Raw genomic sequence first — 6111 nt, forward strand, 5'->3', positions numbered from 1 at the left:
CTGGGTATATACTGTATAATTATCTGTATGGTATCTATGAGTACCTGCTGTATAGATATACATAGGAGATAGCGGTCTCGCAGGGAATAGGGTAGGTATTATGCAGTATTCTATACAGTGTTACTAGGGAGGGTTTACTGGAACGATAGTGACTGTTCACTGCAGAGGAAGCAGCTAGATAGTTATACTTTCATAACTGTTCGATATTGCAACTTGGGAGAAACGACCACATCGAGGGGTGCGTGAAACTATTTAGTGTGAAGCATTATAGCTGGATGCGTTAGTATCGCTCTCGTGTCTTTAACACTTGGAGGCTACCTCCCAGTTGCTACTTTATAAGTTGTTCTCTTGTAACTACTTACATGAAACACCCTAAATCGTATATTCGTTCCAGTTAATTTATTTTCAACATATAGAGTTTCGTATTTCTTATTAAAGTTAGCTATAAAGTTCATTGCATCAGCACCTATGAGAACGACTCTATCGTCACCGATATAAAACTCAATAGCTGCCTGATCTAGATTATCGTGCCAGTTACCCCACTTCTTAAACCACTTAAACATTTTATATTCCTCCTCTTAGTTTTCATAAATAGTTATTCTATTTATTCCCAATTTTTCCCTATCAATACCACCTGAGCTAGCCTATTTAGTCACCCTCTTTTTGTCGAATACTAACTCACAAGTTCCAACTGAATAGTTATTGACTCACAAGCCTGTAACCTCTATAATTTTCCTAAACGAATAACTAAAAGAGTGGTCACTCATAGATAACACCTCATCAGGCTTAACTTCCGCCTCTACTTCCGCTGAAAATTCATTATCCGCAATGGTAGTTGGTGTATGTACACACCCGAATTACCGCGGAAGCGGATACGCTTCACTCATATTACAAAAAATGATTCAAGACTTTACGAATGAAGGCCGAACACTTTGTTTATTTTATAACAATCCAGCTGCTGGACGAATTTACAAACGACTAGGTTTTAAAGATATTGGAATGTGGACGATGTATCGATAATAAGGGGTACTCTAAAAGCGGAAATAGTTGTAACTTAGCAATAAAAACAGATTATACAAAATCTTCACACCGTTATTATGAAGAGGAAGAAACTACTTACGGAGCGATGACTCTAACTAAAAAATGTTATGCATTCAAACTAAATTTAAACAGATAAACGCCCCAATTGTTGCATCCACTCCAGCAATTGGGGCTACATTTTTATTCTCAAATTCTTTCCACTACAAATAGAAATATTTATGAAACATTCATCACACTTATGTCGCTATTATGATAGTAATCATTTTAGAAACCCTTTTTTTGTTCATTTCATCATCACACTACACTCTCTATATTTTCGATCAGATAATCTCCTAATCACTTTAATCACCTTACATAAGTAAATTTTCTTTTCGTAGTTCAAATACTCTCCTATAAATTATTACTTTTTCATCATCAAAACTTACAATACACACTTTCTTTATGCCTTACGTTTCGATTTACTTTTTTTATTTTTCTTTTGATATCTTGGAGTTTCTCTTTTATGTTGCTCCCATGTTTTATTAAATGACGGAAATTTAAACCTACAATAAGCTAATAATTGAAATTCCGCTGCACCAATAGCCACTGCATACATTAAAATATTCCCTACTACACCCCCCATTATAAAATCGTCTAAGGCAAAATCATTACGAAAATAACTCAAAATAAGTAGAATTAGTACGTATATTGTGGCCACCTTCATCATAGTTCCTTTTGTATTACTAAAAAATGAAGTGGATCTCTCATCCATACTAAATGCACCTTTACTCGCTTGTTTAAATGTATCGATTGTTGCCATAATATGGACAATAACTGCTCCTATAAATAATAACCCTGCATATATTAATGCAATCTGGTCAATTGAAGAATTAGCTATTTCAAAAACAATAAAAACAGTGAACCCTATAGTCCCTAATTGAAATGCATACAATAATACGACAAATGTTTGTAACTTTTGAAATTTAAATTGAGCTTTTGGAAATAAATATAGAATAAAAAAGATTATTTGCAGAGCATATAACAACACTTCTAGCTTAACAATTTCAATATCATTGAAAAGAGCTATGCAGTAATCCCAACCAGCTGATAAAACAATAGAAAAAATAGCTATTGAACTATACAGTATTCCTCCAAACATAAACACCGTTGCACCCTCAGGACTTAAACGATCTTTACATGTCATCCTAAACTTATCTAAATCTTCTTCTTTTATATCCCACATCCTGACTCTTCACCCTCTATACAGTTTAAATAATTTTCATTCACTTCAATTCTATTTCACTCTTATTTACTTTTCGATTTGGATTTTGTATTTCGCTTTCGAATTCTCCCACGCATTCTCTCATTCTCTTCCCACGTTATATTAAATGGCGGACATTTAAATTTATTCTGCCAATTTCCTTTACACCTTACGTTTTGATTTACCTTTTTTATTTTTCTTTTGATATCTCGGAGTCTCTCTTCTATGTTGCTCCCATGTTTTATTAAATGACGGAAATTTAAACCTGCAATATGTTAATAGCTGAAATTCCGCTGCTCCGATAGCTATCGTATACATTAAAAAGGTCCCTACTACATACATACCTAAAGTATCAAATCCATAATCGTTATGAAAATATAGAAAAATAAGAATAGTTACTGCGTATAATGTAGCCCACTTCATCATCTTTCCTTTTGCTTTACTAAAAAAGGAAGCGGATCTTTCATCCATACTAAATGCACCTTCACTTGCCTGTTTAAACGTATCAATTGTTGTCAAAATATGAAAAATTACTGCTCCTAAAAATAATAATCCTGCATACAGTAATGTAATCTGATCAATTGAATTATTAGCCATTTTAGTACCAATCAAAACTACGAGTAATATTGTTGCCATTTGAAATGCATTTAATAATACAACAATTGTTTGTAGCTTTTGAAATTTAAATTGAGCTTTTGGAAATAAATATAGAATGAAAAAAATTACTTGCAGAGCATATAACAACACTTCCAGCTTAACAATTCCTATATTAAGGAGAACCATACAGTAATCCCAATCACCTGATACAATAATAGAAAAAACGGCTATTGAACTATAAAGTATTCCTCCAAACATAAATCCTGTAGCACCCTCAGGACTTAAACGATCATTACATGTCATCCTAAACTTATCTAAATCTTCTTCTTTTATATTCCACATTCAGTTTTTCACCTTCTATACGTTTCAATTATTTTTCGAACACTAAAATTCTATTAATATATTATTTATTTTTCGTTTTGAATTTCTTATTTTGTTTTCGAAATCTCCCACGCATTCTCTCATTCTCTTCCCATGTCATATTAAATGACTTGAATTTGAATCTACAGTACGCCAATAGTTGGAATTCTGCCGCTCCAATTGCAACCGCATACATTAAAACAGTTCCTACTCCATACATAACAAAAAAATCAATCGAATAATCATTTTGAAAATACATCAAAATAATTAGTATTAATACATATATTATAGCTCCCTTTATCATAGCTCCTTTTGTCTTACTAAAAAATGAAGTGGATCTTTCATCACTACTAAACGCACCTTCACTTGCTTGTTTAAATGTATCCATTGTCGCCACAATATGTACTATGACTGCCCCTAAAAATAATAGCCCTGTATATATCCTAGCAATTGAATTATCAGCCATTTCAGAAACAACCGAAACCGAAAATAATATTGTTCCAAGTTAAAATGCATATAATAATATGATTAGCGTTTGTAACTTTTGAAATTTAAAACAAACTTTCGGAAATAGATATATAATTAAAAATATAATTTGTACAATGTATAATACAGTTTCAGTTTTAACAATTATTCTATCAAAAAGATTGTTATAGTAATCCAAACCTCCTACAAAAATAACGAACATAAATATCGAAATATAAAATATCGTTCCAAGCATAAACCCCGTCGCACCTTCAGGACTTAAACGACTTTGACATGTCACCCTAAATTTATCTAAATCCTCTTCTTTTATATTCCACATTCAGCTTTTTCACCTTCTATACGTTTCAATTATTTTTCGAACACTAAGTTTCTATTAATATATTATTTATTTTTCGTTTTAAATTTCTTATTTTGTTTCCGAAATCTCCCACACATTCTCTCATTCTCTTCCCACGTCATATTAAATGACTTGAATTTGAATCTACAGTACACTAATAGCTGGAATTCTGCTGCTCCGATTGCTACTGTATACAGTAAAACAATACCTACCGCATAAAGAACTAAAACATCAATTCCATAATCATTATGAAAACATATCAAAATAAACAGGATTAGCGCATATATTGTAGCCCACTTCATCACATCTCCTTTTCTTTTACTAAAAAATGAGATGGATCTTTCATCCTTACTAAACGCACCTTCACTCGCTTGTTTAAACGTATCGATAGTTGTCACAATGTGAACAATGACTGCTCCTAGGAATAACATACCTACATATATTAATGTAATTCTGTCAATTGAATCCTCAGAAATTCCAGGAAGAATCAACGCTGTAAATGTTATTGTACCTAATTGAAATGCATATAATAATACAACGAGCGTTTGTAACTTTTGAAATTTATAACGTGCTTTTGGAAATGAATATAGAATTAAAAAGATGAATTGTAAGCTATATAAAACAATTTCAGTTTTAACAATTGTTTTATCAAAATAAGTATGATAATAATCCAATCCCCCCATAAAAATAAAAAACATAAATACTGAAGTATAAACTATCCCTCCAATAAAGAAAACCATAGCACCCTCAGGACTTAAACGATCATTACATGTCATCCTAAACTTATATAAATCTTCTTCTTTTATATCCCACATCCTGGCTCTTCACCTTCTATACAGTTTAAATAATTTTCATTCACTTCAATTCTATTTCCCTCTTATTTACTTTTCGATTTGGATTTTGTATTTCGCTTTCGAATTCTCCCACGCATTCTCTCATTCTCTTCCCATGACATATTAAATGACTTGAATTTAAATCTACAGTACGCCAATAATTGGAATTCTGCCGCTCCGATTGCAACCGCATACATTAAAACAGTTCCTACTCCATACATAACAAAAAAATCAATTGAATAATCATTTTGAAAATACATCAGAAGAAGTAGTATTAATATATATATTATAGCCCCCTTTATCACAGCTCCTTTTGTCTTACTAAAAAACGAGGTGGATCTTTCATCACTACTAAATGCACCTTCACTTGCTTGTTTAAATGTATCTAGCGTTGCTGCAATATGGATAATAACTGCTCCTACAACTAGTAGCCCGGTATACATCCTACCAATTGAATTATCAGCCATTTCAGAAACAATCGAAACTACAAATAATATCGTTCCAAGTTGAAACGCATATAGTAATACGATTAGCGTTTGTAACTTTTGAAATTTAAAACATGCTTTCGGAAATAGATATATAATTAAAAATATAATTTGAATACTAAATAACACAATTTCAGTTTTAACAATTGTTCTATCAAAAAAATTGTTGTAGTAATTCAAATCACCTACAAAAATAATAAACATAAATATTGAAATATAAAATATTGTTCCAAGCATAAAACCCGTAGCACCTTCAGGACTTAAACGTCCTTGACATGTTATTCGAAATTTATCTAAATCTTCTTCTTTTATATTCCACACCCTGACATTTCCCCTTCTATACAGTTTAAATAATTTTCGTGCACTAAAATTCTATTACATTCTTAATATTTTTAAGTACATAGATCTTTGTACAACTAAATTCAGATAATCTTTTAGGTATACCATTACCATATTAATTACCATAATCATCTAACCAGAATGCCTTTTGATGGTTCAAGTAGTATTCTTTTTCCTCAAAAGTTCCAAATATTCTTCTTTCAATTAAGTATAACCGTCTTCTTGTCACCTTCATCCAATGCCTTTATTAGACTCTCATACTCTATTTTGATTTACCAAAACTATACGCGCTCAGTAAAACATAACTGTTATCACAATAACTATTTTTTACTACCCCTTTACTCATATCTTCACAACATTTATCGTTCTCAAAATTCAATCAAAATATATTAT

The 6111-nt window shown here is 31.5% G+C and carries 5 protein-coding genes and 3 pseudogenes; 1 reads left to right on the top strand and 7 read right to left on the bottom strand.

The window, feature by feature from the left end; translation table 11 throughout:
- Positions 1-314: 314 nt before the first annotated feature.
- Complete coding sequence (locus V7038_RS20795) at positions 315-563, bottom strand: polyprotein (RefSeq protein WP_335695598.1); 249 nt, start codon at positions 561-563, stop codon at positions 315-317.
- A 223-nt stretch (positions 564-786) separates the two neighbouring features.
- On the opposite strand from V7038_RS20795, the pseudogene V7038_RS20800 reads away from it, so the two are divergent.
- Positions 787-1020, top strand: a pseudogene (locus tag V7038_RS20800) (GNAT family N-acetyltransferase); the annotation flags it as partial.
- A 460-nt stretch (positions 1021-1480) separates the two neighbouring features.
- On the opposite strand, the gene V7038_RS20805 reads toward V7038_RS20800, so the two are convergent.
- The 6 genes and pseudogenes from V7038_RS20805 to V7038_RS20830 all read right to left on the bottom strand — a co-directional run.
- Complete coding sequence (locus V7038_RS20805) at positions 1481-2263, bottom strand: hypothetical protein (protein ID WP_002202225.1); 783 nt, start codon at positions 2261-2263, stop codon at positions 1481-1483.
- Between the two features lie 180 nt (positions 2264-2443).
- Positions 2444-3220 carry a hypothetical protein gene (locus tag V7038_RS20810; RefSeq protein ID WP_070128273.1) on the bottom strand — a complete coding sequence of 259 codons (777 nt, stop codon included), beginning with the start codon at positions 3218-3220 and terminating at the stop codon, positions 2444-2446.
- Positions 3221-3281: 61 nt separating this feature from the next.
- Positions 3282-4043, bottom strand: a pseudogene (locus V7038_RS20815) (hypothetical protein).
- Positions 4044-4105: 62 nt separating this feature from the next.
- A complete protein-coding gene (locus V7038_RS20820; protein WP_335695599.1) occupies positions 4106-4876 on the bottom strand; it encodes a hypothetical protein in 771 nt (256 codons plus the stop codon).
- Positions 4877-4938: 62 nt separating this feature from the next.
- Positions 4939-5700 (bottom strand): hypothetical protein, encoded by a 762-nt coding sequence (locus V7038_RS20825; protein ID WP_002202228.1) that lies wholly within the window; start codon positions 5698-5700, stop codon positions 4939-4941.
- A 227-nt stretch (positions 5701-5927) separates the two neighbouring features.
- A pseudogene (locus V7038_RS20830) lies at positions 5928-6021 on the bottom strand (DUF3952 domain-containing protein); the annotation flags it as partial.
- Between the last annotated feature and the right edge of the window lie 90 nt (positions 6022-6111).

The organism is Bacillus sp. JJ783 (assembly GCF_036963225.1).
In the GTDB taxonomy this organism is placed as follows: Bacteria; Bacillota; Bacilli; order Bacillales; family Bacillaceae_G; genus Bacillus_A; species Bacillus_A cereus_U.